Below are 26976 nucleotides of genomic sequence, written 5' to 3' on the forward strand. Positions count from 1 at the left end.
CGCCCTAATGGGTCAGCTTCGATTTCAGCTCAGCCAGCTTGCCCGCAACTGTCTTCATCACATTGTCCGGAACCGGTGAGTTGTAATCAAGTCCATGAGGGAATGTTGCTCTTCCAATATAGGTTTCTTCCACGTAAAGGATGGCGTAAGGCGATTCCAGCTTGCCGCTTTCCACCCGCGTGTTGATGCGGAGGAAGTATTCGTTCCCTTTATCTTCGATCTTCAGATCGTAGGTCGCACGGTAATATTCCCACTGCCAGCGTACGAAGCCAAGCTGCTCCATGCTTTCATCCAAATGGGCGAGATCGCTTTTTAAGCCCTTTAATCCACTGTTTTCAATAATCACAGCAAGCCCTCCTAATCTATGTACATCACTTTACCCATGATAGTATGTTTCCCTTACTTGTGCAAGCCTAATGCAAGCGGTGTAAAACCGCCTGAAAAGGAAAGTTTGAAAATTTGTGACACACAGGATGAAACGATCCCGGCCTTTTGATACAATATACGTTAATACATCCAACAGCTACAGGATCGGAGGCACTGGCATGACTATTTATGAAGCTTTGGAAGCCGCTTATCCGGATATGGTGGCTTGGAGAAGACATTTGCACCGCCATCCGGAGCTGTCGTACCAAGAATCAGGCACGGCCGCATTTGTAGCTGACAAGCTGCGCGGCTGGGGGCTGGAGGTTCGCGAGCAGGCCGGCCGGGGCCACGGCGTGGTGGCGCGCTTGCAGGGACGGGAGGCAGGACCGACCGTCGCGCTGCGGGCTGATCTTGACGCGCTGCCGATTCAGGATGAGAAGGCTTGCGAGTATGCTTCAACGGTTCCGGGCGTCATGCACGCCTGTGGTCATGATGCGCATACGTCAACGCTGCTGGCTGTAGCCCGGACGCTCAGTGAGTATCGCGAGCAGCTGCGGGGCCAGGTCGTTTTTATTTTCCAGCCTGCGGAGGAGCTGACACCCGGCGGCGCACTTGGCCTGATCGAGGAAGGCGTACTGGAGCAGGTGGACGTTGTCTACGGCATTCATCTATGGACGCCATTTGCAGTAGGGACGGCGGCCTGTCGGCCTGGGCCGATGATGGCGGCTGCCGATGAATTTATGATTGACATTCGGGGCAAGGGCGGCCATGGCGGGCTGCCGCATGAAGCTATTGACAGCCTGCTTGTTGCTTCCCAGCTTGTTGTCAACCTGCAGTCGATCGTAAGCCGCTCGGCTGACCCGACCGAGCCGTGTGTCGTATCCGTCGGTTCGTTTCACAGCGGCACGACCTTTAACATTATTGCCGAAACCGCCACATTAAAAGGTACGGTGCGTACCTTCAATAAAGAGCTGCGAGTGAAGGTACGCCAGCGGCTGGAAAAGATTGTGGAGCAAACCTGTCTGATGCATGACGCCGATTATGAGCTGGAGTACAAGACGGGTTATCCGACCGTCGTGAATCATGCGGCTGAAGCCGAGCGTTTTTTCCGCGCCGCGCCGCAAACATTCGGCAGTGAAAACACGCTGCAATGCGGGCCGATTATGGCGGGAGAAGATTACGCGTATTATTTGGAGCAGAAGCCCGGCTGCTTTATGTTCGTCGGAGCGGGGAATGCGGAGCGGGGAATTTGCTATCCGCACCATCATCCAAGGTTTGATATTGATGAAGCTTCCATGCTGCATGCGGCCAAGCTGTTCGTGAACATGACGCTTGATTATTTCGAGCACGGCAGCGGGGAGCAAGCCGCAACGGGATAAACAGACCGGGCTGCGGCATATTCCCGTTAAGTGACAGCGAGCCAACGCATGGGATACAAGCCGGCGGGTCATGATAGAAAAGGCGAGGGCCGGGTTTGCGCGCTGAGCGCGGCCGGGCCTTTGAACTTTTCAGCCCAGGAGGGATTGACGCTTATGGCAGCGAAGACGCTACGGCAAATTATGACGACGGATTGCGCAACGGTGACTTTGCAGGACAATGTATATGAGGCTGCGGTCAAGATGAAGCAGGAGGATACGGGATTTATTCCTGTCGTGGACGGGAAAAAGCTGATCGGGGTGCTGACGGACCGTGATCTGGTCATTCGCGGCTTTGCCGCTAAAAAGGAAGGTTCTACGGCGATTAAAGAAGTGATGAGTGACAAAACGGTATCCATTTCGCCGGAGGCGACTCCTGATGAAGCGGCCAAGCTAATGGCGAAGGAGCAAATCCGCAGATTGCCGGTCGTAGAAAACGGCGAGCTGATCGGCATCGTTTCAATCGGCGATTTGGCGGTGCGCACCACGTTCGAGGATGAGGCCGGGGAAGCGCTCAGCCGCATCTCGGAGTCGAAGCAGCCGGTTACCTAAGTCGGACCGACTGGACGCGAGGTTTTGCGGCAATATTGAGCGAATGCCGTTCGCATTGACCGGTTCACATTGACTGGCATTTGAACTCGCTGCGCCCGAGCTTGTGCATATGTGCATACAAGAAAAAGCTTCCGGACTCGCTGTTTTCATTCAGCGGGCGGAAGCTTTTTTGGCGTTCGCTTATTCAGAATGTAGAAATGTAGAAGGCTGGAGCGAAGGCCCTTTATTCCTTCGCCTTGCGGAAGCCCGCCGCTTCGGCCTCGGCTTCGGTGCAAAACAGCTGCTCGGCCTTGGTCTGCTCATAATAGCGGCCGCCGGGCATGTGGTAAATGTTGTCCCTGCCCGCGCTCACATTGCCCTTGATGCGCGGATCGCGGCAAGCAGCGTCCGGCTTGGCGGTTTTAGCCGGAGCGTCGGAGGGAGCTGCGGCATCCGTCTTCGAGGCTTTAGCCGGAGCGCTAGAAGAAGCTGCAGCTGCTGGCTTGGCGTCGCGGCCGGCTGCCTTGGCTCCGTCTGCGGAGTCCGCTGCCCACAGCCCTTTTTTCGCTGCGCGGGCATCCCGCTCCGATTGGACAAAATGCTTGGCAAACATGACGTTCGGAGGCACGGTCATCGGATTGGCATAGCCCTCCAGCACAAGCTTATCATTATACATCGCCCGCTGTCCTTCTACAAAGACGTACCGCAGCAGCCGTCCGTAACGGTCTGTATTTCCGGTGTCGGCGAACAGGTAGACGGTTTTTCCTGTCAGCTCCTGCTTGGAAAATTCGCTGGCCTCCTTGCCGAAGCGCTCCACCTTGCCGATGCTTTCCGGCGTGTTGACTCCGATCAGTCTAACCTTCTCGGATTCGGAAGTCTCGAAGGTATCGCCGTCAACGACCCGCTTCACAGCGGTGATCTGAGGCGGCTTCTCCTTCAGTTGCGGGTACTGCTCGTAGATCGCTTGCAAAAACCGGTCATCCGCAGCCGGCGCTCCGGTCCGGATAGCTCCGCAGCCTGCGGCGAGCAGCAGCAATAGCAGGCCTGCGATTCGTCCAGCGCGCCATCCTTTGATTTTCCTCATGATGCTCCTCCTTCGGGCTGCCTTCCTTTTGGTTGCTTCAGCGTTAGCGCATCCTCACATTTTTCCATACAATGGATCGTTTTTCAAGCTGTCTTCGCCAGTGGACGTTTAATTCGCCGCCTGTTCCCTCATACTAACAGTAACTGTTAAAGTTTGGAGGGATCAATGATGGCTGGAGCTCGTCAGGACAGACCGCTTATTGTGCAGCATGATTTTTGCCTGCTGGTCGAGACACGCCATCCCGGCTTTGAGGAGGTACGTGCGATGGTGGCCAAATTCGCCGAGCTGGTTAAGTCGCCGGACCGGCTGCATACGTACCGGATGTCCGCTCTTTCGTTATGGAATGCGGCGGCGTCAGGCTTGACAGCCGAGGAGGTGGTCGGCTTTCTGGAGCGGCACGCCAAGTTTGGCGTCCCTGTCTCCGTAAAGCAGGATATCGTTCATTTCATTGCAAGATATGGACTTGTCCGGCTGGAGCGCACCGGGGATGATCTGCTGCTTATTTCCGACGATTTGGCGTTGATCAAGGAGATGGTGTCCTTCAAGTCGCTCCGCTCGTATGGACTTGTGCAGACGGATGCCCGAACGCTGCGGTTTTCGCCGCAATATCGCGGCTTGCTCAAGCAGGAGCTGATCAAGCTTGGCTTTCCTGTCGAGGATTTGGCCGGCTACAGTCAAGGCGAGCAGCTGCCGATCCGGCTGCGCTCCGGGCTTGGCCCGGGGAACAAGGGCTTTGAGCTGCGCGAGTACCAGCGTCAGGCAGTTGATTCGTTTTACCGGGAGGGGACGCTGCACGGCGGCAGCGGCGTGCTCGTGCTGCCATGCGGCGCAGGTAAAACGGTGATCGGCATCGCGGCGATGGGCAAGCTTTCCTGCGCAACCTTGATTTTGACCACAAACAGTACGTCGGTTCAGCAGTGGAAACGGGAAATTATAAGCAAGACGGAGCTGGACGAGGCGATGGTCGGCGAATATACCGGCTCTGTCAAGGATGTGCGTCCGGTGACCATTGCAACGTATCAGATGTTAACGTACCGCAAATCGAAGGACGGCCCGTTTCTTCATATGGATTTGTTTCAAAAGCGCGATTGGGGGCTGATCGTCTACGATGAGGTGCATCTGCTGCCCGCTCCGGTGTTCAGGATGACGGCTGACATTCAGGCAACGCGCCGTCTCGGGCTGACCGCCACGCTTGTCCGTGAGGACGGGCGCGAGCAGGATGTGTTTTCCTTGGTTGGCCCCAAACGGTATGAGATGCCCTGGAAGACGCTCGAAGCGCAAGGCTGGATCGCTTCCGTAGAGTGTGTGGAGCTGCGAATTTCGCTTTCGGCCGAGCAGATGGATCAGTACCGGAATGCCTCGGAACGGGAGCGAACCCGGATTGCCAGCGATAATCCGGCAAAGCTTTCAGCAGCGGAGGCGCTGCTACGCAAGCATGAGGGCGAGCAAGTTTTGCTGATCGGCCATTATTTGGACCAGCTCAAGGAGCTGGCGGCACGAACGGGCGCGCCGATGATCAGCGGCGCGATGGGACAGCAGCAGCGCGAGTCGCTGTACCAGGCGTTTCGCAGTGGGGAGCTGCACGTCTTGATTGTATCGAAGGTCGCCAATTTCGCTGTTGATTTGCCTGACGCGACGGTCGCCATTCAGCTGTCAGGAAGCTTCGGCTCCCGGCAGGAGGAGGCGCAGCGACTGGGCCGCATTTTGCGTCCGAAATCCGGCGGCAACCGGGCGTACTTTTATTCGCTGGTCTGCTCGGATACGAAGGAGCAGGAGTTCGCGCTGAATCGTCAGCTGTTTCTGATCGAGCAGGGGTATACGTACCGGATTGTGGACCCGTCCGACTCGTCGGAAGCTGCCTTGCAGGCCGGAGGCGGGGCGGACAGCAGCGCGCGGGCTTTTGACGCTCTTGCTGCTGACGCTCCTACTGCCGACGTTTCTGCTGCTGCGCTTCGTCCAGACCGGGAACGGAAGGAGGCGGGCCGCCCATGAACTATGTACAGCTGGCGGCCCGTCTGCCGCAGGAGCTGCGCTCCCGACTGGAAGGCGAGCCGCTCTATGCGTCCTGGCTGAAGGAAGGGCGAACGCTTGAGCAGCTGTGGCAGGACAGGGATGTGCTGGACGCGGTATATCGTCGTTTATCCGCGACCGAGCGGGCTGTGCTGGAGGCGATTGTATGCCGCATCGGCAGTACGCCGTTTGATGACAAGCGGCTGGAGCGTGCGGCGGACAGCCGCTTGTCCGGAGCGGAAATTCAGGCAGGACTTGTCGGTCTGCGGCGAAAAGGACTTGTGTTTGCTTTCCGCAAAGCATGGGGGGAGCTGCTGTACATGCTGCCTGCGGATGGCCTGGCCAATTGGCAGCAGATCGTGTGCGGCGGGCTGGCGACTTCCCCGAAGCCGGAGCAGGAGGACGCGGACGCTTTCTTCGCTGCGGCGCAGCTCGGGCTTGATCCTGTGTTGCCACTGTTTGATACGCTTGTCTATGCGGCCAAGCAGCCGCTCAAGCTGACCAAGGCAGGCACATTGCCTAAACGGACCGTACAGCAGCTAGCAGGGCGCGTCGGCTGGCCGAACGATCGGTTCAGCGGCTTGAGCCTGACCTATGCCGGGGCCGATGCTTACCCGCTCAAGCTGGCGCTTGTGCTGGATCTGGCGCTGCGGCTGGGGCTGCTGGAGCGCGAGGAAGAGCAATTCACGCTGAGCCACGAGGTGCTGGGGCGCTTTTTGCAGCTGCCGCGCCCGGAGCAAAATCTGCACGTCTACCGCTGGTGGAAGGAGGTTGCGTGGCCGGTCGAGGCATGGCTGCAGCATGGCGCGCTGCTGACGGAGGTTTGGCCTGCGGCAGCGCCGCTGCAGGCTTCGGAGCTTGTATGGCGGCTGAAGGGCGCAGGGCTGCTGTCCGCTGCGGGAGACCCGCAGGCGTTGGAGCAGCACGCGCGGCTGCTGCAGACGCAATGGCTGGAGCCGCTGGCCGGGCTAGGCTGGCTGGAGCGGCTGGATGAGCCGGATCAGCCGTCGACGGGCGGCCGTCTGGCTGGGGGCGCAGGGCTGTCCGCGCCAGCGTTTGTTGACTACAGCTACCGCTGGAGGCAGCGGCCTGCTCTATCCGGGGGCGTTGCCTCCAAGGCGGCTGCCGAGCTGACAACTGCGGAGCAGACGGAAAACGGGCTGTTGATCATCCAACCCGATTTCGAGCTGCTGATTCCTCCGGATGTGCCGCTGCAGCTGCAGTGGGAGCTGGGCTGCCTGATCGAGGAGCCGGTTCGCGACGTGATGACGGTTGGCAAGCTGACGAAGGCGGGCTTGCGGCAGGCGCTGGACAACGGGCGGTCTGTGGAGAACGTTGTTGCATTTCTGGACCAACACGCCGCATACGGGTTGCCGGAGCCGGTCCGGCTGACGCTTGAGCAATGGGCCAAGCCGTTCGGATTGACGACGATCGCCAGCGTGACGCTGCTGCGCTGCGCGGACGAGGAGACGGCAGACGCGTTGGCTCGGCTGCCGACAATCGCCCGGCTGCTCGGCGAGCGGCTGGGCGGCCGCGACTATCTCGTGCAGGTTGCCGCTGTGAAGCCGCTTGCCGCCGCGCTGGAGAAGGCGGGGTTTATCGCGGGCGTTCAGCTGGCCCCCGGAGAGACGGCTGCCGCGCGCCGCTATCCGTCGTTTTCGCTGGCAGGTCCGGCTGAGCTTCAAGCCGAGTCCAGACCGCTGCGAGCACAGCCTTCTTCACCGGAACGTTCCGGCGGGGAGGCGGGACTTGTATACGCACGTCACGCGGCACGTTACTTTCAGCTCGATGCCGTATTGCCGGAGCCGCTAGCGCTGTATCCGGATTTGCGCGATATTCCGGCCTCGTGGCTGCGCGATTACCGCAGCTACCATCCGTCAACGCGCCGGGAAATCGTCGAGAAGGCGATTGAGCTGCGCTCGCTGCTTCAAGTCCGGAGGGAGGGCGCAGACTATCGGATTGTGCCCCGCAGGCTGCAAGAGCTGCGAGGCAGCTGGTCAGTTTCGGGAACGGAGGCGCTGCCGGATAGCCATCGGTTACCGATGAAGGGCGGGGGCAAAGGGATGGCGAACGGCGCTGCGGAAGGGCGGGAGCTTTTGCCCGAAATCCGTTTGTTTGCGGAGGAATGGGACGAAATGAAGCTGATTTTACCGGGAGTGAATGATAAATATTAACCGGACACGGCGCTTGACGGGTATGGTATACTGATAGAGCAAGTTTATATTCCAAACCGAGGGGCAGGTGCTGTTGGGATGGCAGTGATGGAATCGCGCACGCTGGATATGTCGGCTATGCTCATGGGCGCTTACGATTTGGCCGATCTCATTAAAACCTCCGCAGAGACAGCGGATTACTTATATTGGAAGCAGCTGAAGGACACGAATGCTGAAGCGCAGCAGCTGGTGAAGCAGTTTTTGAAAAGCAAAGAACGGTTCGAGGAATGCGAACGGTTCGGCCACTATCACCCGAACTACCATGAAGCGCTCGATCAGGTCCGTGTCATCGAAGCGAAGCTGGATGAGCTGGAGCCGGTGCGCCGCTTCAAGGAAGCGGAACAGAAGCTGGATCAGCTGCTGTATGCCGTGTCGGAGACGATCGCTCGGGCCGTGTCGGAGACGATCAAGGTGCCGTCCAATGATCCGCTTGCGAGCACAGGCGGCTGCTCCGGCGGCAGCTGCAGCGGCAAGTGCGGCTAAGGCTGGCGCAGCGAGCGGGCGGTTGTCAGCCATTGTTTTACATGTAAAAGAGGCTCCCGGGAGCCTCTTTTTTCGAAGATTTCAGGCAAGTGTCGTTAAACGGAACACCGGCTCCAGCCGGCCGACCGTTTCGCCGCGGCGGTTGACGACGTCCGGGCGGTGAAACGGCTCCAGCTGCCGCGCTTCTTGTTCGGTCAGCAGACCCAGCTGCCGCAGCGCTTCTGCGGCTGCCGGATACAAGGCGCGCTCGGCGCCGTCCTCCAGCTTGAGCGCCAGGCCGATGCCCGCATCGGGCACGGTCAGCGCAAAAACGCCTTCGGCTCCCATCTTGCCGATGATCCGTCCGCCTGTGGCCTGGGCCAGCCTTGTGTCGAAGCGGTCCGTACCGGCTACGAAAAAGGGCTCGCGGCCAATGGCGCGTACGATGCGGCGGCAGGCGTCCGCCCGCGCCGGGGACAGTCCGGCCGGCTGGCCAAGCCGGGCGTAGCCAAAGGCCAGCGCAGACAGCGGCATGGCAAACACCGGTACGCCGCAGCCATCCACGCCGAGGCGGATGTCGGCAACCGATATGCCGCACATGTCGCTGATCGTCTGCAGCATTTTTTGCTGGACAGGATGTTCGGGGCGAGTATACTGTTGAGTAGATACATCCATCAGTCGGGCCAGAGCAAGCATGCCTGCATGCTTGCCGGAGCAGTTGTTGTGAACCGAGGTGGCGGGCAGCTGCTGCGACTTGAGCCAGTCAGCCTGCGGCTTGAACAACGGCTCTTGAGTTCCGCAAGCTAGAGCGCTTACATCGAGTCCGGCCTTCGCCAAAATCGCGGCGGCTGTTGCTGTATGTTCAGGCTCGCCGTTATGCGAAGCGCACAGCAGTGTGATTTCCGCTTCGGTCAGCGCGAACCGCTCGGCGCCGCCGAGCTCCAGCAGCGGAATGGCTTGAAGCAGCTTGGCTGTGGAGCGCGCATACGTATAAAAATTTGCATCGCCTGTATGGGCGATGACCCGGCCGGCGCTGTCGACAGCTACGATGTGGCCGCGATGGATGCTTTCCGTCAAGGGGCCCCGCGTGACGGCCACAAGAGATTCGGAAGACGGATTTGACATAGAATACAATCAGTCCTTTCACTTATCGCTACAGAAAGAAGGTGTTGCCATGTTCACCGAGCGAGCCGGTATTATCGTGTGGATTTCCGATGCGAAGGCGGCAGCGAAACATCTGGAGAAGTACGGCAACGTACACTTTATCTCCAAAAAGCTTCATTATGCCGCGATGTACATCTATGCCAGCCGTCTGGATGAAACGGTCAAGCAGCTGCAGCGGCTGCCGTTTGTCAAACGGGTGGAGCGATCCCACCGTCACGAAATCCCGACTGAATATAATAGTAATATGCCGGACAAAACAAGATTCTACACGCTGTAGCCCCCCGAATGCAACTTATCGGCGGCGCAACCAGCGGCCCATGACGCCAATCCGGCCTCGCAGCTTCCAGCGAGGTCTATTGGCGTTGGTCAATTATAAAGTTTTTTTAAGTTGATTCTAATGGCTAATCGGCTACAATAAAATCATACACATACATGGGAAGTACATAGGCTTCGTGGACTATTTTCGTAGGAGGAGGGGTTTGGTTGTGGCTGATGTCAGATCCAGGGAAGCGGTTAAACGTCACGGTACTGAACCTTTGGTGCTTGGGGGCAGGGTAATTACGGATATTATCATTACTCACCATGCTCGCAGCCGCTGGGCAGATCGTGTCGAATCCGAGAAAACGGGCTTTCCTGATATTACCGAGTTTTTATGGGACAAGCTGAAGTCGCGTTCGATTCGCACCTATTATAAAAATGAACAAGACGTATTTCTGATTGATGACGATCTGGTTATGGTAGCCGAGTTTTCAGAAGCGGACGGTATACGCGGCCAGCAGCAGGGTCTGCCTGTTTGCAAAATGATTGTAGTCACCTTCCTGGGCCGGATGTCCGAAACGATGGAGCTGCGCGACCTCCGTTCCTATTATTCCTGGCTGCGCCACTCGCGGCGAATGACCTTGATTAAAAGCAGCCGGAAGCGGCGGTAGCAAGCACGCCAAGCCGCAGCTGAACCGCTGATGGTATCCTCAAATTGTGCTGAATTCTGCAAAGGCGTCCGGTCTGAAGCTTTCGTCAGACAGGTCGTCTTTGTCTTTTTCAGTCAACATCATATATAATTTGAAGGAATAAGCTTTCGCGGAGGTTATTATGGCGCTTAATTTTCATCAGCTACATATTTTTTACACGGTTGCGGAGAAAGGAAGCTTCTCGCACGCAGCAAGCGCCTTGCATATGACACAGCCCGCTGTAACGATGCAGATTCAATCGCTGGAGGATTACTTTGGCACCAAGCTGTTCATCCGCTCGACGAAGCGGGTGGAGCTGACGGAGGCTGGCCATGCGCTGCTGCCGTTTGCACGGCGCAGCATCGACCTGATCAAGGAAACGGACATCGGCATGTCCAAGTTCACTCACATGCTGGAGGGGCGGCTGCAGCTTGGCGCGAGTTTGACAGTCGGCGAATATATTTTGCCGCGGCTGCTTGGCCCGTTCGGCCAGGAATATCCGCATATTTCCGTCAGTATGAAGGTGATGAACACCAAGCAAATTTTGGAAGAGGTGCTGAATCACCAGCTGACGTTCGGACTCGTTGAAGCGGAGGTCAACCATCCTGATTTGCATACGGAAGCGGTGCTCAGCGACGAGCTGAAGCTGATTTTGCCCAAGGGGCATCCGCTCGGCCGCTTCGACAAGGTGCCGGTGGACGCGCTGCGCGAGGTTCCGTTTGTGCTGCGGGAGCAGGGCTCAGGCACGCGGACGGTGATGGAGGAGGAGCTGGCGCGTGCAGGCTGCGATGTGTCCTCGCTGAAAATTGTGATGGAGCTGGGCAGCACAGGCGCGGTCAAATCGGCGGTGGAAGCCGGACTCGGCGTATCCGTGCTGTCGCAATCATCGTTGAAGCATGAGGCCGCGCTTGGCGTGCTGGAGGTGAAGGAGGTCGAAGGCGTCAGCTTTTCCCGCAGCTTCCATGCGATTTATTTGGGCTCGACGCTGCTGCCGATTTCGGCGGTTACCTTCTTGACCTTTTTGCGGGAGCGAGACTTGAGCCAATGGCTGTAAACGATATCGCCGGTAAAGGCGCGTCAGGAGGAGAGTTTATTGTTGTATGCTGATCTGCATACCCATACGTTGGCCTCGGACGGCACCGGGACGCCAACGACTAATGTAAGGCTGGCTGCCGCAGCCGGCTTGGCCGCAGTTGCGATTACGGATCATGACACGGTCGGCGGACTGGAGGAGGCGCTGGCGGCTGGCGTCACGTACGGCGTGACCGTTGTGCCCGGCATCGAAATCAGCACGGTTCACGCCGGGGTGGACATTCATGTGCTTGGCTACTGGATCAACTGGCAGGACGCGGTGCTGCTGGAGCGGCTGGAGCAGCTGCGCAGCACCCGTGACCGGCGCAACGCGATGATCCTTGAGCGCTTGAATGAGCTTGGCCTGACGCTGACGATGGACGAGGTGCTTGCTTCAGTCCGTACGCTCAAGCGCGACGGCGATTCCATCGGGCGGCCGCATATTGCCGATGCGCTTGTGCGCAAAGGATATGTCGGTTCGATGGCGGAGGCGTTCGAGCGGTATTTGGGCCGGGGCGCAGCTGCCTACGCCAACCCGCCGCGAATTGCGCCGGCTGAGGCGCTCCGCTGGATTCGCGAGGCGGGCGGAGCTCCGGTGCTGGCGCATCCAGGGTTATACGGCTGCGACGAGCTGATCCCGGCTTTAGCGGCGCAAGGGCTTGCCGGGCTGGAGGTTTATCATGCGGACCATACGCCGGAGCAGGAGGCGGCTTATGCCGAGCTGGCTCGTCGGTACGACCTGCTGCCGACTGCGGGCTCCGATTACCACGGAGAGCGCGAAGGTGTCGTCTTTCACGCCCCGATTGGCGCACGGCGCATTGCCATTGACATGATTCATCAACTTGCTGAACGAAAAGGAGAACGAACATGAGCGTACGTAAAGCGATTATTCCCGCCGCCGGGCTCGGAACACGCTTTCTGCCGGCCACGAAAGCGCAGCCGAAGGAAATGCTGCCTATTGTCGATAAGCCGGCGATTCAATATATTGTGGAGGAAGCGATTTCATCCGGCATCGAGGATATTATTATCGTGACCGGACGCAATAAACGGGCGATCGAGGATCATTTCGACAAATCGGTCGAGCTGGAGGCGGCACTGGAGGAGAAGGGCAATCACGAGCTGCTGGAGCTGGTGCAGACGATCTCCAATTTGACGGACGTCCACTATATTCGTCAGAAGCAGCCGCTTGGACTCGGCCATGCGGTGCTGTGCGCACGCAAATTCATCGGAGATGAGCCGTTTGCCGTGCTGCTGGGCGACGACATCATTCAGTCTGAGCCGCCTTGCCTGGGGCAAATGATTGACCTGTTTAACCAGACCGCTACTTCGGTCATCGGCACGCAGGAGGTACCGTGGGAGGATGTCAGCAAGTACGGGATTTTATCCCCGGTCAAGGAGCCGTCTGCGTTCGCCTGGATCGACGATTTGGTGGAGAAGCCGGACCGCGAAGCCGCGCCGTCCAACCAGGCCATCATCGGTCGGTACGTGCTGACGCCGGACATCTTCGATATTTTGGAGCATAGCGAGCCGGGGCGCGGAGGCGAAATTCAGCTGACCGATGCTCTGCGGGTGCTGAATGCCAGACAGCGGATGGTCATGCATCCGATTACCGGCCGCCGCTACGATGTGGGGGACAAGCTGGGGTATATTGAAGCGACCATCGAAATGGCGCTGGAGCGTGAAGAGCTGAAAGGTCCGCTGGAGGCTTATTTGCGCCGCAGGCTTGGGCTGTAGTAGCGCTGCTGCGTGCCGCGCAGCCTTGGCAGTCACGATGCTTGGCTGACATGGCAACGCGGGCTCGCCTGCATACAAATAACCTTCGGCTTCGACCGGATTGCGGTGGAGGCTGAAGGTTATTTGCCGTAGCGGCTGTGCTTGCTGGCCGTCCTACCGCCCTACTTGACAACCATCGGCAGCTGCTTCAGCTGCTCGGCCTCCGGCGTAACAAACAACGTTTTCTGGTGATCGTAGATGACAAAGCCTGGCTTTGCGCCGCTCGGCTTGCGAACATGCCGGATGAGTGTGTAATCAACCGGCACCTGGCTTGATTCCTTCGCCTGGCTGTAGTAGGCGGCAAGCTGTGCGGCCTCCAGCAGCGTCGCATCGCCGAATTGCGCGCTGCGGATGACGACGTGTGAACCCGGAATATCCTTGGTATGGAGCCAGGTGTCGCCGGAGTGGGCGAGCCGGTTGGTGACGTATTCGTTTTGCGTGTTGTTTTTGCCGACATAAATCGGGATGCCTTCACTGGAGGTGTAGCAGGCGAGCATTGGCTTTGCATTGGCTTTTTTGCGCTTGAGCTTTTTGCCCCGGTCGCGCAGGTATCCTTGTCCGACCAGCTCCTCGCGAATTTCCTCGATATCCTGCATCCCCGCCATGGCGAGCTGCTGCAGCAAGCCGTCCACATAGACGATTTCGGCTTCCGCCTGGCGCATCTGTTCATGAACGACGGCGAGGCTGTTTTTGGCTTTGTTATATTTCCGGAAATACCGCTGGGCATTGTCGGACGGCGACAGCAGCGGATCAAGCTCGATTTCGAGCAGCCGCTGCTCTTCATCATAATAATTGATCACTTCGATCCGGCTTTCGCCCTTGCGGATTTGATGCAAGGACGCGGTCAGCAGCTCGCCGAGCATGCGGAAGCGGTCAGCCAGCTGCGCTTCCTCAAGCGTATCGGCCAGCTTTTCCAGCTTCTTGACATTTTTGCTGCGTTCGTTCGTCAGCAGCCGGATCAGGTCGCTAACCCGCTGTTTTACCGTATCGCGTTCGGCCTTGTCGCTGTAGTACGCCTCCAGGCAGCTGCTGATCGAGTCGAACCGGCGGCTGTCGCCTTGAAGATGGGTCAGCTCGGTGATGGAAAAGTAGCTTTTGCCGGAGGACGGGGCTGTCGTAATAACCGGGTCCGGGCTATTGGCGCGCAGCTTTCCGGTCAGCTCCTGGAATACAGGCCATAGCCGGTGGATTACCGCCCCCGTACCTTTGGGTTCGGCGGCCGTATCGGCTGCGCCGCCGCCGAGCGCGCGGTACACCAGCTCGCGCGCCACCAAGGGGCTGACGCCGCTGAAGCGCTGCACGAGCGCCTGCTCCCATTGCTTGGCCGTAGGGAGCGGGCTGGCCGCCAGCTCAGTCTGGGCGGCTTCCGTTTCCGCCATCGCGTTAACGGTTTCGCGCAGCAGCTCCGCGAATACGAGCTCATCCGTGACATCAAGCGGATTCGTCTTGTGCTGCTCCGGCGGATTCACATACGGGACGCCGGGCATGACAACCCGATAGCTGCTGATCGACGGCGTTACATGATGGATGCCGTCGATGATCGTATTGGAGGCCGGATCGAGCAAGATCAGGTTGCTGTGGCGGCCCATAATTTCGATGACGATCGTTTTCAGACTCAGATCGCCAAGCTCGTCGCGCTGTCTGATATTCAGCCGGATGACCCGCTCCATGCCCGGCTGCTCGATCGATTCGATGATGCCGCCCTCGCAATGCTTGCGAAGCAGCATGCAGAACATCGGGGCGTCCAGCGGGTTAACGAAGCTTCCTTCCGTCAGATGGGCGCGGGGGTATGTAGGGCTGGCCGACAGGAGCAGACGCAGATTCCGGCCGGCGGCGCGGATTTGCAGCACGATGTCGTTGCCCGAGGGCATTTGAATTTTATTGATACGGCCGGGGAGCCAGCCTTGCAGCTCCTGCACGAGGCCGTGGGTGACGAGGCCGTCGAAGGACATAAGGTGAGTCAACTCCAATCTGTTTAAACATCATTCCCTATCATGCCATACTTTTGCGAAAACTTTAAGCGCTTTGTTCAAGCCGGCCGGAAACCGTGCTAAGTTTCGGCTTGTCTGCATACATTTACCCTAGACAACCTTATGGGAGGGAAAGAGCAGATGAGTCAGAAGCCATGGTATCAATGGACATCGGAAGAGATCCTGCAATCGTCGGGAACTGAGCCCTCGCAAGGCTTGAGCCGGGAGGAGGCGGACAAGCGGCTGTCCGCGCACGGGCGCAATGAGCTGGCCGAAGGCCAGAGCATCTCGCCGGTCACGCTGTTTCTGAACCAGTTCAAAGACTTCATGGTGCTGGTGCTCGTAGGGGCGACCCTCGTCTCCGGCTTGCTGGGCGAATATCTGGATGCGATCACGATCATCGCCATTATTATTATGAACGGGATTTTGGGCTTCCTGCAGGAGTTTCGCGCCGAACGCTCGCTGCGCGCGCTCAAGGAGCTGTCGGCTCCGAACGCCAATGTGCTGCGCGAGGGCAAGCTGGAGGCCATTCCGGCGCGGCTGCTCGTGCCGGGTGATCTGATTATGCTGGAAAGCGGCGACCGCGTCCCGGCCGATATCCGTTTCGTCGAAGCATCCGGGCTGTATGCCGAGGAGTCTGCCTTGACCGGCGAGTCGGTGCCTGTATCCAAGCACACTGCGGCGCTCGATCAGGATGACATTCCGCTCGGCGATCAGCGCAACCTCGGCTTCATGGGTACGATGATTACCCGCGGCTCCGGCAAAGGGGTCGTGGTGCGCACCGGCATGCAGACGGAGATGGGCAAAATCGCCGATCTCATCCAGCATACGGATGCGATCGAAACGCCGCTGCAGCGGAGGCTGGAGCAGCTTGGCAAAATTTTGATCATCGTCGCGCTGGCGCTGACGGTGCTCGTCGTGGCTGCGGGCATTTTGCACGGGCAGGAGCCGTACGGCATGTTTCTGGCCGGGGTCAGTCTGGCGGTGGCCGCGATTCCGGAAGGCTTGCCGGCTATTGTCACGATCGCGCTTGCGCTGGGCGTGCAGCGGATGATTCAGCGCAAGGCGATTGTCCGCAAGCTGCCCTCGGTCGAGACGCTCGGCTGCGCGTCTGTCATTTGCTCCGATAAAACGGGGACGCTGACGCAAAATAAGATGGCCGTGACCCATCTGTGGGTCGGGGGCGAGCAGCTGGAGGTGACCGGGGACGGCTACGAGCCCCAAGGGGCGATTATCCAGCACGGCAAGCCGGTGGATTTGCGCAACAATCAGATGCTGCGCCGACTGCTGCAAGTATCCGTGCTGTGCAATAACGCCACCTTGCATGAAACGAGGCCGGAGACCAAGCGCAAGGAGCCGGAGGGTCCGGCTGTCTGGACGATCAAGGGGGATCCGACGGAGGGCGCGCTGATTGTGCTAGGAGCCAAGGCGGGCCTGACGCAAAGCTCGCTGGAGGGCCTGTACCGCCGGACGCTGGAGCTGCCGTTTGACTCCGATCGCAAGCGGATGTCGGTCGTCGTGGAGCATCAAGGCGGACGGATGGTCTGCACGAAGGGAGCGCCGGACCTGCTGATCCAGCAGTGCGCTTATGTGTTATGGGATAACCGGGTTATTCCGTTCACGGCCACGCTGAAGCAAAAGGTCAGCGCTGCCGCCGAAGGGATGGCGCATCAGGCGCTGCGGGTGCTTGGACTTGCTTACCGCGAGCTGAAGACATCGGAGCGGCAGCTCGACGAGGCAGGCATCGAGTGCCAGCTTGTGTTTGTCGGGTTGACCGGCATGATTGATCCGCCGCGCCGCGAGGTGCGCGATGCGATTGCGAAGTGCCGCCGCGCCGGAATCAAAACCGTGATGATTACCGGCGACCACCAGACCACCGCCGAATCCATCGCCCGTCAGCTCGGCATACTGCCGCAGGAGGGCAAGGCGCTGAACGGCCAGCAGCTTGCGGCGATGAGCGACGAGGAGCTGGACCGCCAGGTCGACGGGGTGTACGTGTATGCGCGGGTATCGCCGGAGCACAAGCTGCGGATCGTCAAGTCGCTGCAGCGCAAAGGGCATACGGTCGCGATGACCGGCGACGGGGTAAACGACGCCCCGGCGATCAAGGCGGCGGATATCGGAATTGCGATGGGGATCAGCGGCACAGACGTGTCCAAGGAGGCGTCGGCGCTTATTTTGTCCGATGATAACTTTGCGACCATTGTAGCGGCGATTGAGGAGGGGCGGGGCATCTATGAAAATATCCGCAAGTTTATCCGCTATTTGCTCGCCTCCAATGTCGGGGAAATTATGACGATGTTCCTGGCGATGATGGCCGGTCTGCCGCTGCCGCTTGTGCCGATCCAGATTTTATGGGTCAACCTCGTGACCGATGGCTTGCCAGCAATGGCGCTTGGCGTCGATCAGGCGGAGAAGGAACTGATGACCCAGAAGCCGCGCTCCGCCCAGGAAAATATTTTTGCCCGCCGGCTCGGCTGGAAAATTGTCAGCCGCGGCCTATTGATCGGCGTCTGCACGCTGGCTGCCTTCTACATCGCGCTGACGTCCGCAGGGGATGACGCGATGGGGCTGATGAAGGCCCAGACGGTTGCCTTCGTCACCCTTGTCATGGCGCAGTTAATCCACGTGTTTGACTGCCGCAGCTCGCGTTCGATTTTCCACCGCAACCCGCTGCAAAATCGATGGCTGGTCATGGCCGTCGCCTCGTCGCTGCTGCTGATGTTCCCGGTGCTGTACGTGGATGCGCTCCAGCCCGTGTTCAAGACGGTGCCGCTGGGACTGGCCGACTGGGGACTTGTGCTTGTGTTTGCAGGCATTCCGACGTTTCTGATGGGGCTTGGCAGCATTCTGTCCACATCGGGCCGGAAGCAGACGCCTCGTCCAGGCGGTCCCAAGCCGATGAAACCGATGAAGCCTGTGATCCGCTGACAGGCAGCAGGCCTGGAGGAAGCTCGAACTCGACCGTACATCTGAATGAAATCCGGCAGCCCGACAACCGGAATCGACGCCGTCCGGCGCTGATTCCGGCTGTTTGCATTTTCCGCAGAGATGGTATAAAATTTTGCGGAATCGCTATGCATTCCTGAGCTTTTGCGCTATAGTAGGGGATAAACCGCAAAAATAGGAGTTTTCGCAATGAATTTTACGAAAATGCAAGGTTTGGGCAATGACTTCATTGTGCTGGCTGGCTTTGACAGCTTGCCGTCCGATGCGTCGGAGCAGGCGATTCGCCTGTGCGACCGACATTTCGGGATTGGCGCTGACGGGATGGTTTTTCTGCTGCCCTCCAGCCAAGCTGATTATAGGATGCGAATTATTAACGCTGACGGTTCGGAGGCTGAGCAATGCGGCAATGCGATTCGCTGTGCGGCCGCTTATTTGTATGAAAACGGACTCGTTGCCGCTGCGGACAGCAAGCTGACGATCGAAACGATCGGCGCCGGTGTTCAGCCGGTACAGCTGGAGCTGGAGCAAGGCCGAGTGATCAGCGTTCGCGTCGATATGGGCGAGCCTGTGCTGAACGGCTTGTCCGTGCCGACGACGCTGGATGCCGCGACGATTGTCGAGCAGCCGATTGAGACGGACGGGCGGGTGTTCAGCTTTACTGCGGTGTCCATGGGCAATCCGCATTGCGTCATCTTTGTGGAGGACGCGTTGTCCTGGGAGCTTGCGACCTGGGGACCGCCGCTGGAGACGCATCCGTTGTTTCCGCGCCGCACAAATGTCGAATTTGCAACGGTGCGCAGCCGTGACTATGCCGACATGCGCGTTTGGGAGCGCGGCGCCGGACCTACGCTTGCTTGCGGAACCGGAGCCTGCGCGACGCTGGTGGCGGGGGTGCTGACCGGCCGTATGGACCGTCAAGGCATCGTGTCCCTGGCGGGCGGAGAGCTGCGGATCGAGTGGGATGAGGCGACAAACCGCGTGTATATGACAGGACCTGCGCAGACGGTGTTTACAGGCGTTTTGCCGCAGCCGGTGTAGCTGGCGCGTTGCCGCGGAGTCGGACTGACCGTATATTCCTTATAAATAAAGCTAGTATGGGAAGGGGAGCCTCGTGTGAAACCGGACTTGAGGGAAGCGCTGCGCCGTGGGGTGCTGGTCGGGGACGGCGCGATGGGCACATATTTGTATCAGATGGGATTTCCCGTCGGGATTTCCTATGAGGAATTAAACCTGCTGAAGCCGGACGTGATTCGGGACGTTCATCGGCGGTATTATGAGGCGGGAGCCCGACTGATTGAGACGAATACGTTTTCGGCCAACCGCGAGCGGCTGTCGAAGTTCGGTCTGGAGGGCGAGGTGGAGGCGATCAACCGTGCCGGCGTGGAGCTGGCGCGCGAGGCGGTCGGCGATGACGCTTATGTGGTCGGGGCTGTCGGTTCGATCCGCGCCGGCAAGCGCAAAAACGTGCGTACCTCCAAGGTCAAGGAGGACCTCGGCCAGCAAATCGCCGTGCTGATTGACGCGAAGGTTGACGGGCTGCTGCTGGAGACGTTTTACGACTTCGAAGAAATGCTGCTTGTGCTGAAGCTGATTCGCAAAATTTCCGACCTCCCGGTCATCTGCCAGTTTGCGACCGAAGGGGGCGCGGCGACAACAGACGGCGTGCCGTTGAAGGAAGCCTTCGACCGGCTGCTGGCAGCCGGCGCGGATGTTGTCGGCTTTAACTGCCGGAGCGGTCCGAACGGCTTGCGCCGATCGCTGGAATATGTAAGCGGATTGCCGGAGGGAACGGCGTTGTCCGTATTCCCGAACGCGGGTCTTGCCGACTACGTTGACGGTCGGTACACGTTTGCGGCGACGCCGGAATATTTCGGCGAAACGGCTCGTCGCTTCATTGATCACGGAGCGCGGATCGTCGGCGGCTGCTGCGGCACGACGCCTGAGCATATCGCGGCGATTGCCGCTTCCTTGAATGGCTACGTGCCGCAGCCGGTAAGCGACACAGCGCCGGGCGCGGCTGCCCAGCCGGCAGCGGTCGGCGGCGCAGCGGCTCAGCTGACGTCTGTAGCCGGGGCTTCCCACGGCGGCGGCGCGCGGCCGCCCAGCCTTGTGGAGCTGGTGAAGGAGCGGGTGACGGTGATCGTGGAGCTTGATCCGCCGCGTGATCTGGATATTACCAAGTTTATGGCCGGAGCGGCTGCGCTCAAGGCGGTCGGCGCCGATGCGCTGACGATGGCCGACAGCTCGCTGGCCGTGACCCGGATGAGCAATCTAGCGCTTGGCTCGCTTGTGCAGGAGCAGGCGGGCATTCGTCCGCTCATCCATATCGCCTGCCGCGACCGCAACCTGATCGGCACCCAGTCTCATATGATGGGGCTGCATGCGCTGGATATTGATCATGTGCTTGCCGTGACGGGCGATCCGGCCAAATTCGGCGATTTGCCGGGGGCCAGCTCGGTGTACGACATGACCTCCTTCGAGATGATCCGGATGATCAAGCAGTTGAATGAAGGCGTCGCCTTTTCCGGCAACCCGCTGAAAAAACGGGCCAGCTTCGTCGTCGGGGCGGCGTTTAATCCGAACGTCAAGCATTTGGACAAGGCGGTTCAGCGGCTGGAGCGCAAGATTGAAGCCGGAGCCGACTACATTATGACGCAGCCTGTGTACGACGCCAAGCTGATCGAAGAAATCAGACGGTCCACGAAGCATCTGGACGTTCCGATTTTCATCGGCATCGCGCCGCTCGCCAGCGGCGGCAACGCGGAGTTTCTGCATAATGAGGTTCCGGGGGTGCTGCTGTCGGATGAGGTGCGCCGCCGGATGAGCGGGCTGAAGGGCGAGGAAGGGCGCGCGATGGGCGTGCAAATTGCCCGTGAGCTGCTTGACGTGGCGCTGGAGCATTTCAACGGCATTTATCTGATGACGCCGTTTATGGCGTATGAGATGACGGTGGAGCTGACCCGTTACGTGTGGGAGAAATCTGGACGTGCTGATTACTACTTGTCCCCTCTTGCAAAATGAATTAAAATAGACTAACGGATGTGAGAGTCATGGGAACGAGTATGACCGGCTTCGGGCAAGCGGAGCGTACGTTCGCCGGATTCCGGCTGCAGATTGAGCTGAAATCGGTCAATCACCGCTACTGCGAGGTTGCGGTTCGGCTGCCGCGCGAGTTCGCTCGATACGAGCATACCGTGAAGCAGGCTGTGCTCCAGCAGGTGAAGCGCGGCCGGGTGGACGCGTTCGTTACCGTGGAACGGGATCGCGGCGAAGCCGCTGCGCCGGAGGTCGATTGGGCGCTGGCCGACAGCTACCGGCAGGCGGCGGATGCGCTCCGCGCCAGGCTGGCGCTGCCGGACGAGCTGACGCTGCGCGATTTGCTGGCGCTGCCGGGTATCGTCACGTTCAGGGAGCTGCCTGACGCCGACGACAAGGCGCTGGAGGCCGAACTGGCCGCTTGCGCCGATGAGGCGGCTGCGAGCCTGACGGCGATGCGCGAGCGGGAAGGCATCGCGCTGTGCGAGGACGTGAGCAGCCGTCTGCGGCAGCTGGAGCGGCTGCAAGAGCAGGCGCGGCAGCTGGCGCCGCAGATCGTGCAGGAGTACGCGGTCCGGCTGAAGGGCCGGATTCAGGAAATGCTGGAGCAGCCTGAGCCGGATGAGGCGCGGCTGGCGCTGGAAGTTGCGCTGATGGCCGACCGGGCTAACGTGGACGAGGAGCTGACCCGGCTGAACAGCCACTTCGGCCAGCTCGGCCGACTGCTGGAGCAGCCTGAGCCGGTCGGGCGCAAGCTTGATTTTCTCGTGCAGGAGATCAACCGCGAAGTGAATACGCTCGGGTCCAAGGCCGGTCATGCCGGCATGGCGCTGCTTGTGGTCGATATGAAGGCCGAGCTTGAGAAGATGCGGGAGCAGATTCAGAATATCGAATAAATGTGGATGACTTCGGATGCGAAGAACCAGGGGGAACCGTATACTATGGCGATCAAACTTATCAATATCGGATTCGGGAACATCGTCTCCGCGAACCGGATTATTTCCATTGTCAGCCCGGAATCGGCGCCGATCAAACGGATTATCCAGGAAGCGCGCGACCGTCATATGCTGATTGATGCAACCTATGGTCGCCGTACCCGCGCTGTGATTATTACGGACAGCGATCACGTGATCCTGTCTGCGGTCCAGCCGGAAACGGTCGCACACCGACTTTCCAATAAGGACGATGATCATGACGAGTAAAGTAGGGGTTTCCTCTTCGGAAAAAGGCATACTGATCGTATTATCCGGACCTTCCGGCGTAGGCAAGGGCACCGTCTGCAAGGCGCTGCGCGAATGCGCGCCCGACATTGTGTATTCCGTGTCGGCGACGACCCGCAAGCCACGGGAAGGCGAAATCGACGGTGTGAATTATTTTTTCAAGAGCAGGGAACAATTCCAGCAGTTGATTGATCAGGACCAGATGCTGGAGTGGGCGGAATATGTAGGAAATTTCTATGGGACGCCAAGCAAGTTTGTCGAAGACACGCTGAACAGCGGCAAAGACATCATCCTGGAAATCGAAGTTCAAGGCGCGCTTAAAGTGAAGCAAAAATTTCCGAACGGCGTCTTTATTTTCCTGCTGCCGCCGTCGCTGCCCGAGCTGGAAAGCCGGATTGTCGGACGCGGCACAGAATCCGAAGAAACGATCCGCAGCCGGATGTCGGTTGCTGTAGAAGAAATCGCGATGATGGAGCAATACGATTACGCGATTGTCAACGATCAGGTTGATCTGGCCTGCTCGCGCATTCGCAGCATTTTGACCGCCGAGCATTGCCGCAAGGATCGTATGGTTAGCAAAATTCAACATTGGATGGCTGAGGTGAATTAACATGTTGTATCCTTCAATTGATCGTCTGCTCGGTAAAGTGGACAGCAAGTATTCGCTCGTTGTCGCTGCCTCGAAGCGTGCGCGGATGCTGCGCGACGGAGCGAGAAGCGACCTGCGCAACAAGCGCTCCTACAAGCAGGTCGGACACGCGCTGGAAGAAATTTACGAAGACTTCATCTCGTATGAGAAGCTTCCTGACAAAGAGAAATTAACACCAAAAGATGCTTTCAAGTAAAACAACCTTCGGGTTGTTATTTTTTTATCACAAGGGAAGGAGGCATCGTTGATGACAGCCTTGCATGGAAAAAAAATTGTGCTCGGCGTATGCGGCGGGATCGCCGCTTATAAGGCGGCTGCGGTGTGCAGCAAGCTGACGCAAGCCGGCGCCAAGGTCCACGTGATCATGACGGCTTCGGCGACAAAGTTTATAGCGCCGCTTACGTTTCAAACCTTGTCCCGGCATGAGGTGGCAACCGATACGTTCGATGAAAAGGATGCGTCCGTTGTGCAGCACATTCATTTGGCTGACAGCGCAGACCTGATCGTGCTTGCGCCGGCCTCGGCCAATACGATTGGCAAAATTGCGCTCGGTCTCGGCGACGATATGCTCAGTACGACGCTGCTCGCTGCCAAAGCTCCGCTGCTGATCGCCCCGGCGATGAATGTACATATGTATGAACATGCGGCGGTACAGCGTAATATGCAGACGCTTGCTGACCGTGGCGCCCAATTTGTCGAGCCGGGCACAGGCCAGCTCGCTTGCGGGTACGTCGGCCGTGGACGGCTGGCGGAGCCTGAGGAAATTGTGCAGGCGGTGGAGCGGCACTTTGCCGAGCGGAGGCTGCTGGCAGGCAAACGGGTGCTGGTCACGGCCGGAGGTACGGTGGAGCGGATTGATCCGGTCCGGTATCTGACAAATGATTCATCCGGCAAGATGGGATATGCGATTGCCGAGGCCGCCGCCCGGATGGGAGCGGACGTGACGCTGGTCAGCGGCAAGGCGTCCGTGCCGCCCCCGTCCGGCGTGCGGTTTGTAAGCGCCGCTTCGGCGACGGATATGCTGGAGGCGGTGCTGTCGCGACTTGACGAGCAGGATGTCGTCATCAAGGCGGCGGCGGTGGCCGATTACCGGCCTGTGGAGCAGCATGCGCACAAGCTCAAGAAGTCGGAGGAAGCGCTGACGCTGACACTGGTGAAAAATCCGGATATTTTGCAGCAAATCGGGGAGCGGAAAACCCGTCAGTTTGTCGTCGGGTTTGCGGCGGAAACCCGGAACGTGGCGGAATTTGCGATGGACAAGCTGCGCCGAAAACGCTGTGATTTGCTGGTAGCCAACGATGTTTCGCAGGAAGGCGCCGGCTTCGGCACGGATACGAATATCGTCAGCATCTACGATCACAACGGGCTGGCCGAGGCGTTGCCGGTGATGGGCAAACGCGAGGTCGCCGCCCGGCTGCTGACGATGATCGCCGCCCGGCTCAAAAAGGGGGAAGCTGCTCGCACATGATCGCCCAAGTGATCGTTGACGTTCCGGCCAAGCCAACTAACCGGGCGTTTGATTATGCGGTTCCGGCCCATTTGCGCGGCTTGATTGCAGTCGGCAGCCGGGTTGGCGTACCGTTTGGCCCGCGAACAGTGCAAGGGTTTGTCGTCGGGCTGCAAGCGGACTCCGCGCTGGCTCCGGGCAAGCTGAAAGCGATCAAGCAGGTGCTTGACCTGTCGCCTCCGCTGACACCGGAGCTGGTCAAGCTGGCGCAGTGGATTGGGCGTACCTACGTCTGCCACGACATTATCGCGCTGCAGGCGATGATTCCCGGCGCGCTCAAGGCGAAGTACGAGCGGCAAGTGACGCTTGCTCCCGGCTGGACGCAGTCTGGCCTGGGCGCAGCGTCGCCGGACAGCCGCCCCGAAGGCGCGCGCGCGGGCTCGGACGCCCCGGCGCCGGTGATGATGCCGCTGCTGCTGCCGCAGGACGAAGCGATTATTGCGCTGGTGCGCAGGCAAGAGGCGGTCGAGCTGGAGACGCTGCTGGCCCGCTTTCCTGATGATGGGGTGCGGATCAGGCAGCTTTTGGAGGAAGGCGTACTGCTGGAGCAGCAAATGGTCAAGGACCGGCTGGCGGTAAAAAAGGCGCTGACCGTGTTTCCGCCTGACGATCCGTCGCAGCTGGACGGCTGGCTGGAGACGCTGCCGGCGCGGGCAGCCAAGCAGCGCGAGGTGCTGCATTTTATGCGCGAGCATCCGGAGCCGATCAAGCTGACAGAGCTGCTGACGGAGCTGCATATTACCGCTTCCGCCGTCAAGGGGCTGGTCGAGCGCGGCTGGCTGCGGCTGGAGGAGGTTGAGGTGCAGCGTGATCCGTACGCCTCGCGTACGTTCCGGCCGACCTCGCCGCTGCCGTTAACCGAGGAGCAGCAGGCGGTGTATGACCGTCTGCGGTCAGCGGTGCTGTCGCGCGAACGGCGTGTGTTTTTGCTGCATGGCGTGACGGGCAGCGGCAAGACGGAGGTTTATTTGCAGTCGATCCAGTCCTGTCTGGAGGAGGGTCGCGAAGCCATTGTGCTGGTGCCGGAAATTTCGTTGACGCCGCAGATGGTCGAGCGCTTCAAGGGGCGGTTCGGTCCTCAGGTCGCCGTGCTGCACAGCCGGTTGTCGCATGGCGAGCGGTATGATGAGTGGCGCAAAATCAGCCGCAAGGAAGTGCGGGTGGTGATCGGCGCACGTTCGGCGATTTTTGCCCCCTTCACGAACCTTGGACTGGTCATCATCGACGAGGAGCATGAGTCCACGTATAAGCAGGAGGAAAGTCCGAAGTATCACGCCCGCGACGTTGCGATTGCCCGCGCCCGCGAGCACGGCGCTTCGGTCGTGCTGGGCTCGGCGACGCCGTCGCTGGAAAGCATGTACCGGACAAGCGTCGAGGCGGAACGGCTGGCGACGGAGGAGCGGCCGCGTTTCGAGCTGCTGTCGATGCCAAGCCGCGTAGAGGGCCGTCCGCTGCCGCCGGTGCGAATCGTCGATATGCGGGAGGAACTGAAAAGCGGCAACCGTTCCATGTTCAGCCGCGAGCTGTACAAGGCGATTGAGGAGCGGCTGAACAAGCAGGAGCAAATGGTGCTGCTGTTGAACCGGCGCGGCTACGCGACCTTTGTCAAATGCCGGGAATGCGGCTACGTGGCTCAGTGCCCGCATTGCGACATCTCGCTTACGTATCACCAAAGCTCAAGATCGCTGCGCTGCCACTATTGCGGGTATGCCGAGCGAGAGCTGAAGCTGTGCCCCGATTGCGGCAGCGAGCATATCCGCCAATTTGGTACGGGTACGCAGCGGGTGGAGGAGGAGCTGGGCAAGCTGTTTCCCGGCATCCGCATCATTCGGATGGACGTTGATACGACGTCAGAGAAGGGCTCGCATGAGAAATGGCTGACGTTGTTCCGCAACCGTCAGGCGGACGTGCTGCTCGGCACCCAGATGGTCGCGAAGGGACTTGATTTTCCTTACGTGACGCTTGTCGGTGCGCTGGCGGCCGATTCGGTGCTCAACCTGCCGGATTTCCGGGCAGCGGAGCGTTCCTTCCAGCTGCTGACGCAGGTTGCGGGCCGGGCGGGACGCCATCATCTGCCGGGCGAGGTTTTCGTCCAGACGTATACGCCGGAGCATTACAGCATTATTCATGCAAGCCGCCATGATTATATGAGCTTTATGCGTAAGGAAATGCTGATGCGAAAGCTGCACAATTACCCGCCGTTCCATCAGCTGGTGCTGGTGACGCTGTCGCATGAGCAGGTGCAGCTGTTGATCCGCTCCGGCGAGGCGCTGGCGGCGAGGCTGAAGGCATTGGCCGCCGACCTGCCCCGCGACCTGGAGGAGCTGGAAGTGCTGGGTCCCGTCGCGTCGCCGATCTCGCGGATCAAGGATAGATATCGTTTCCAATGCATGATAAAATATCGGGGTGAAAACCGGGGAGCCGAGCTGGTCAGGCAGGCGGCGACTGTGCTTGACGAGACGGTGAAGCAGCAGAAGCTGATGGTGTCGATTGACGTGGACCCGCAAATTTTGATGTAGTTTTATGCGGACAGTCAGATGGGCATACAAGCATATAGAAGCGTATAGAGGCTAGAGGCTGGCAATTATCAGTTTATGGGATAGAAGCTC

At 59.4% G+C, this 26976-nt stretch carries 23 protein-coding genes; 19 read left to right on the forward strand and 4 right to left on the reverse strand.

Going from position 1 to position 26976, the window contains the following annotated elements; translation table 11 throughout:
* Positions 1–4: 4 nt before the first annotated feature.
* On the reverse strand, positions 5–346 hold the full coding sequence (locus tag AC6ROY_RS04940) for a YugN family protein (protein WP_500098939.1): 342 nt from the start codon (positions 344–346) through the stop codon (positions 5–7).
* 199 nt (positions 347–545) lie between these two features.
* Between AC6ROY_RS04940 and AC6ROY_RS04945 the strand changes: the two genes are divergently transcribed.
* Positions 546–1745, forward strand: a complete 1200-nt coding sequence (locus AC6ROY_RS04945; protein WP_500098941.1) for a M20 metallopeptidase family protein — start codon at positions 546–548, stop codon at positions 1743–1745.
* A gap of 153 nt (positions 1746–1898) precedes the next feature.
* A complete protein-coding gene (locus tag AC6ROY_RS04950; RefSeq protein ID WP_500098943.1) occupies positions 1899–2333 on the forward strand; it encodes a CBS domain-containing protein in 435 nt (144 codons plus the stop codon).
* A 223-nt stretch (positions 2334–2556) separates the two neighbouring features.
* On the opposite strand, the gene AC6ROY_RS04955 is transcribed toward AC6ROY_RS04950, so the two are convergent.
* Positions 2557–3396 (reverse strand): thermonuclease family protein, encoded by an 840-nt coding sequence (locus AC6ROY_RS04955; protein WP_500098944.1) that lies wholly within the window; start codon positions 3394–3396, stop codon positions 2557–2559.
* A gap of 168 nt (positions 3397–3564) precedes the next feature.
* Here AC6ROY_RS04955 and AC6ROY_RS04960 point away from each other — a divergent pair, with 168 nt between their 5' ends.
* From AC6ROY_RS04960 to AC6ROY_RS04970, 3 genes are all read left to right on the forward strand, one after another.
* Positions 3565–5388: a DNA repair helicase XPB gene (locus AC6ROY_RS04960; RefSeq protein WP_500098945.1), complete on the forward strand. Its 1824-nt coding sequence runs from the start codon at positions 3565–3567 to the stop codon at positions 5386–5388.
* Positions 5385–7580: a helicase-associated domain-containing protein gene (locus AC6ROY_RS04965; protein ID WP_500098946.1), complete on the forward strand. Its 2196-nt coding sequence runs from the start codon at positions 5385–5387 to the stop codon at positions 7578–7580. Before AC6ROY_RS04960 ends, AC6ROY_RS04965 begins: the two co-directional genes overlap by 4 nt.
* Positions 7581–7658: 78 nt before the next feature.
* Entirely contained in the window at positions 7659–8102 is a 444-nt protein-coding gene (locus AC6ROY_RS04970) for a YlbF/YmcA family competence regulator (RefSeq protein WP_500098947.1), read from the forward strand.
* A gap of 81 nt (positions 8103–8183) precedes the next feature.
* On the opposite strand, the gene AC6ROY_RS04975 is transcribed toward AC6ROY_RS04970, so the two are convergent.
* Positions 8184–9206 (reverse strand): asparaginase, encoded by a 1023-nt coding sequence (locus AC6ROY_RS04975; RefSeq protein ID WP_500098948.1) that lies wholly within the window; start codon positions 9204–9206, stop codon positions 8184–8186.
* Positions 9207–9255: 49 nt separating this feature from the next.
* Between AC6ROY_RS04975 and AC6ROY_RS04980 the strand changes: the two genes are divergently transcribed.
* The 5 genes from AC6ROY_RS04980 to galU all read left to right on the forward strand — a co-directional run bounded on the left by AC6ROY_RS04980 (position 9256) and on the right by galU (position 12997).
* Positions 9256–9522 (forward strand): YlbG family protein, encoded by a 267-nt coding sequence (locus tag AC6ROY_RS04980; RefSeq protein WP_500098949.1) that lies wholly within the window; start codon positions 9256–9258, stop codon positions 9520–9522.
* 208 nt (positions 9523–9730) lie between these two features.
* Positions 9731–10174, forward strand: a complete 444-nt coding sequence (locus tag AC6ROY_RS04985; RefSeq protein WP_500098950.1) for a hypothetical protein — start codon at positions 9731–9733, stop codon at positions 10172–10174.
* A 160-nt stretch (positions 10175–10334) separates the two neighbouring features.
* Entirely contained in the window at positions 10335–11246 is a 912-nt protein-coding gene (locus AC6ROY_RS04990) for a selenium metabolism-associated LysR family transcriptional regulator (RefSeq protein WP_500098951.1), read from the forward strand.
* A 39-nt stretch (positions 11247–11285) separates the two neighbouring features.
* Entirely contained in the window at positions 11286–12134 is an 849-nt protein-coding gene (locus tag AC6ROY_RS04995) for a PHP domain-containing protein (protein ID WP_500098952.1), read from the forward strand.
* On the forward strand, positions 12131–12997 hold the full coding sequence (gene galU, locus AC6ROY_RS05000; RefSeq protein WP_500098954.1) for a UTP--glucose-1-phosphate uridylyltransferase GalU: 867 nt from the start codon (positions 12131–12133) through the stop codon (positions 12995–12997). Before AC6ROY_RS04995 ends, galU begins: the two co-directional genes overlap by 4 nt.
* 161 nt (positions 12998–13158) lie before the next feature.
* Here galU and AC6ROY_RS05005 read toward each other — a convergent pair whose 3' ends face one another.
* A complete protein-coding gene (locus tag AC6ROY_RS05005) occupies positions 13159–14988 on the reverse strand; it encodes an Rqc2 family fibronectin-binding protein (protein ID WP_500098955.1) in 1830 nt (609 codons plus the stop codon).
* A gap of 159 nt (positions 14989–15147) precedes the next feature.
* Between AC6ROY_RS05005 and AC6ROY_RS05010 the strand changes: the two genes are divergently transcribed.
* The 9 genes from AC6ROY_RS05010 to priA all read left to right on the forward strand — a co-directional run bounded on the left by AC6ROY_RS05010 (position 15148) and on the right by priA (position 26886).
* On the forward strand, positions 15148–17937 hold the full coding sequence (locus AC6ROY_RS05010; RefSeq protein WP_500098957.1) for a calcium-translocating P-type ATPase, SERCA-type: 2790 nt from the start codon (positions 15148–15150) through the stop codon (positions 17935–17937).
* Between the two features lie 207 nt (positions 17938–18144).
* A complete protein-coding gene (dapF, locus tag AC6ROY_RS05015; RefSeq protein WP_500098959.1) occupies positions 18145–18993 on the forward strand; it encodes a diaminopimelate epimerase in 849 nt (282 codons plus the stop codon).
* A gap of 75 nt (positions 18994–19068) precedes the next feature.
* A complete protein-coding gene (locus AC6ROY_RS05020) occupies positions 19069–20976 on the forward strand; it encodes a bifunctional homocysteine S-methyltransferase/methylenetetrahydrofolate reductase (protein ID WP_500098960.1) in 1908 nt (635 codons plus the stop codon).
* A 29-nt stretch (positions 20977–21005) separates the two neighbouring features.
* Entirely contained in the window at positions 21006–21887 is an 882-nt protein-coding gene (locus AC6ROY_RS05025; protein ID WP_500098962.1) for a YicC/YloC family endoribonuclease, read from the forward strand.
* A gap of 45 nt (positions 21888–21932) precedes the next feature.
* Positions 21933–22193, forward strand: a complete 261-nt coding sequence (gene remA / locus AC6ROY_RS05030) for an extracellular matrix/biofilm regulator RemA (protein WP_009672664.1) — start codon at positions 21933–21935, stop codon at positions 22191–22193.
* Positions 22183–22821: a guanylate kinase gene (gene gmk, locus AC6ROY_RS05035; RefSeq protein WP_500098963.1), complete on the forward strand. Its 639-nt coding sequence runs from the start codon at positions 22183–22185 to the stop codon at positions 22819–22821. Before remA ends, gmk begins: the two co-directional genes overlap by 11 nt.
* A 1-nt stretch (position 22822) precedes the next feature.
* A complete protein-coding gene (gene rpoZ / locus AC6ROY_RS05040) occupies positions 22823–23056 on the forward strand; it encodes a DNA-directed RNA polymerase subunit omega (RefSeq protein WP_500098964.1) in 234 nt (77 codons plus the stop codon).
* A 51-nt stretch (positions 23057–23107) separates the two neighbouring features.
* Positions 23108–24328: a bifunctional phosphopantothenoylcysteine decarboxylase/phosphopantothenate--cysteine ligase CoaBC gene (gene coaBC / locus AC6ROY_RS05045; RefSeq protein ID WP_500098965.1), complete on the forward strand. Its 1221-nt coding sequence runs from the start codon at positions 23108–23110 to the stop codon at positions 24326–24328.
* Complete coding sequence (priA, locus tag AC6ROY_RS05050; protein ID WP_500098966.1) at positions 24325–26886, forward strand: primosomal protein N'; 2562 nt, start codon at positions 24325–24327, stop codon at positions 26884–26886. Before coaBC ends, priA begins: the two co-directional genes overlap by 4 nt.
* Positions 26887–26976 lie beyond the last annotated feature (90 nt).

The organism is Paenibacillus sp. sg306046 (genome assembly GCF_059821225.1).

Coding starts and splice junctions, on each gene's coding strand:
- AC6ROY_RS04970 (WP_500098947.1), top strand. CDS start 7,659: ATGGCAGTGATGGAATCGCGCACGCTGGATATGTCGGCTATGCTCATG.
- AC6ROY_RS04960 (WP_500098945.1), top strand. CDS start 3,565: ATGGCTGGAGCTCGTCAGGACAGACCGCTTATTGTGCAGCATGATTTT.
- coaBC (WP_500098965.1), top strand. CDS start 23,108: ATGACAGCCTTGCATGGAAAAAAAATTGTGCTCGGCGTATGCGGCGGG.
- AC6ROY_RS05005 (WP_500098955.1), bottom strand. CDS start 14,988: ATGTCCTTCGACGGCCTCGTCACCCACGGCCTCGTGCAGGAGCTGCAA.
- rpoZ (WP_500098964.1), top strand. CDS start 22,823: ATGTTGTATCCTTCAATTGATCGTCTGCTCGGTAAAGTGGACAGCAAG.
- AC6ROY_RS05010 (WP_500098957.1), top strand. CDS start 15,148: ATGAGTCAGAAGCCATGGTATCAATGGACATCGGAAGAGATCCTGCAA.
- AC6ROY_RS04990 (WP_500098951.1), top strand. CDS start 10,335: ATGGCGCTTAATTTTCATCAGCTACATATTTTTTACACGGTTGCGGAG.
- dapF (WP_500098959.1), top strand. CDS start 18,145: ATGAATTTTACGAAAATGCAAGGTTTGGGCAATGACTTCATTGTGCTG.
- galU (WP_500098954.1), top strand. CDS start 12,131: ATGAGCGTACGTAAAGCGATTATTCCCGCCGCCGGGCTCGGAACACGC.
- AC6ROY_RS04945 (WP_500098941.1), top strand. CDS start 546: ATGACTATTTATGAAGCTTTGGAAGCCGCTTATCCGGATATGGTGGCT.
- priA (WP_500098966.1), top strand. CDS start 24,325: ATGATCGCCCAAGTGATCGTTGACGTTCCGGCCAAGCCAACTAACCGG.
- AC6ROY_RS04955 (WP_500098944.1), bottom strand. CDS start 3,396: ATGAGGAAAATCAAAGGATGGCGCGCTGGACGAATCGCAGGCCTGCTA.
- AC6ROY_RS04965 (WP_500098946.1), top strand. CDS start 5,385: ATGAACTATGTACAGCTGGCGGCCCGTCTGCCGCAGGAGCTGCGCTCC.
- AC6ROY_RS04950 (WP_500098943.1), top strand. CDS start 1,899: ATGGCAGCGAAGACGCTACGGCAAATTATGACGACGGATTGCGCAACG.
- AC6ROY_RS04980 (WP_500098949.1), top strand. CDS start 9,256: ATGTTCACCGAGCGAGCCGGTATTATCGTGTGGATTTCCGATGCGAAG.
- remA (WP_009672664.1), top strand. CDS start 21,933: ATGGCGATCAAACTTATCAATATCGGATTCGGGAACATCGTCTCCGCG.
- AC6ROY_RS05025 (WP_500098962.1), top strand. CDS start 21,006: ATGGGAACGAGTATGACCGGCTTCGGGCAAGCGGAGCGTACGTTCGCC.
- AC6ROY_RS04975 (WP_500098948.1), bottom strand. CDS start 9,206: ATGTCAAATCCGTCTTCCGAATCTCTTGTGGCCGTCACGCGGGGCCCC.
- gmk (WP_500098963.1), top strand. CDS start 22,183: ATGACGAGTAAAGTAGGGGTTTCCTCTTCGGAAAAAGGCATACTGATC.